The 1,784-nt window shown below is 67.5% G+C and carries 2 protein-coding genes; both read right to left on the bottom strand.

Annotation, left to right across the window (positions count from 1 at the left end; genetic code table 11):
• Positions 1–274: 274 nt before the first annotated feature.
• Positions 275–844 (bottom strand): DUF4328 domain-containing protein, encoded by a 570-nt coding sequence (locus tag ACWDAK_RS41155; protein ID WP_427396349.1) that lies wholly within the window; start codon positions 842–844, stop codon positions 275–277.
• Positions 845–1,315: 471 nt separating this feature from the next.
• Entirely contained in the window at positions 1,316–1,606 is a 291-nt protein-coding gene (locus ACWDAK_RS41150) for a transposase (RefSeq protein ID WP_427396350.1), read from the bottom strand.
• Positions 1,607–1,784: the final 178 nt, after the last annotated feature.

Below are 1,784 nucleotides of genomic sequence, written 5' to 3'. Positions count from 1 at the left end.
CAGCCTCGGCTACCGCAGTCCCGCCGAATACGAGACCGTCCTGGCGGCCTGACCACCACACCAACGGTGTCCGTCAAAGCGGAGCAAGCTCAACCACCACGTGGCCACCGCGCCCAACTGCAGAACGGCGGCCGCGGCTCATCACGGTGTCGTTGTGGCGGCCCGGGTCGCTCGTGCCGCCTGGTACAGGCGTTCGCCGCCCGCCTGAAGGACGTCAAGGAGCAGGGTCCCGCCGCCCCGGTGCGGCAGCACCGGGACGACCCAGCCCAGCCGCCTACGGGGTGAGGCGTGAAGCCTGGGCAGCGGTGATCTCCCGGACCATCAGAATCATCAAAACCGCTGCGGCCACACCGAGCGGCATGGTGTAGGGCGAGAGCAGAGGGTTCGACTTGACCCCGGCGCAGGTCAGGGCCGCGGCTACCGGAAGCTTGGCCAGGCGCGTCCACCACCACCCCTCGACCGGCCACCCCCGGCCGGAAAGACCACTTGCCCGGCGGATGTCGAGGACGATCCGGCGCGGGATCCACCACATGGCCACCGGAATGAACCACCCGCCGACCGCAAAACCCGGGGCGTAGCGGTGGGTGCCGGGCGCGAGGATCTCCGCGTTGAGCCGACAGCGGCGCAGCCAGCAGAGCAAGACGATGGTCGAGATCACCACGAAGACTCCGAGGAGCGGCATGGCTCGTGCGAGGTGCCCCTGCGTACCACCGGTCATCGTGATGGCGACCTGCAGCGCCAGCTCGCCGGCGGTGGCCACGAAGAGACCGGTCGCCAGTTCACGTGGATCGCTCACACCCGGCGCGGCGGGCACGGTTGTGACGTCGATGGTCTCAGACTGCACGGTGGTTCCGATCAAGAAGTGCCGCGCTGCTGATCACGCGCGGGAGCGAGGAGCAACCTAACGGCGTTGTGATCACCACGTCCACCGACGGCCAGGAGGAGCCCGTCGAACCCGAAAACTCCAGCCCTGGTGACACCGGCCCGTGGTGCTGACGTCCGCCCGGGCCAGCCACGTGCTGGGGGCAGCGTCGCGGGGGATCGTGCGCCCTTCGTCGCGTGTAGCGAGGACAGGGCTGTCGTACGCTCTACCGGCTCAACCAATTTTCCATGGCATACGCGTGACGCTGCGTCAACCGATCCGAGGCGGGCATCGAGGTGTGCGGAGTCGTCACCAGGGCATTTGGCCGGGCATCCCGCCGCGAATTTCGCATCCAACACCGCCAGGACATCATCCGCAATCGCCACAGCAGCTCATCTACCATGCCGATCCGTGGAGTTAACCCGAAACCGGTAGTAATTTCCTTACGGGTCCTCACCGTGTCGTCTCGGTCGCGAAATAGGCGGCCGCCTTGCGCAGGATCTCGATCGTCTTCTGCTGCTCGACCGTCTGCCGCCGCAGCCGGGTGAGCTCCTCGCGCTCCGCACTGGTCAGCTCGCCCGGCCGGCCCTCGCCACGGTCCGTGCGGTCCTGCTTGACCCAGCCCCGCAGCCCCTCCGGACTGACCCCCAGCTCCCGGGCGATCTCGGTGACGTTCCGATGCGGAGACGAGCGCACCAGCGCGACCGCGTCCCGCTTGAACTCCGCCGTGTACCGCTTACTCATGTTGCTCTTGGTTCCAACCTGGTGCTGCTTCCTCCGGGCTCACATGTCCCAGTGTCCAGGTGTCCGAGCCCAGGGTGGAACTTCCAAGGCCGGGTAGTTAAGGATTTCGGCCGGGGTGCAAGGTGGGGGCCGCTGGTGTGGCGGCTGCCGTGTAGCGGCCCCTGCGGACCTTCTTGAT

This window comes from Kitasatospora sp. NPDC001175 (assembly GCF_053598215.1).
The sequence above is the reverse complement of the archived record's forward strand: the minus strand, read 5'-3'. Positions and strand labels throughout refer to the sequence as shown.

Excerpts from the sequence above, each read along its gene's own strand:
- ACWDAK_RS41150 (WP_427396350.1), bottom strand. The coding sequence starts at position 1,606 with ATGAGTAAGCGGTACACGGCGGAGTTCAAGCGGGACGCGGTCGCGCTG.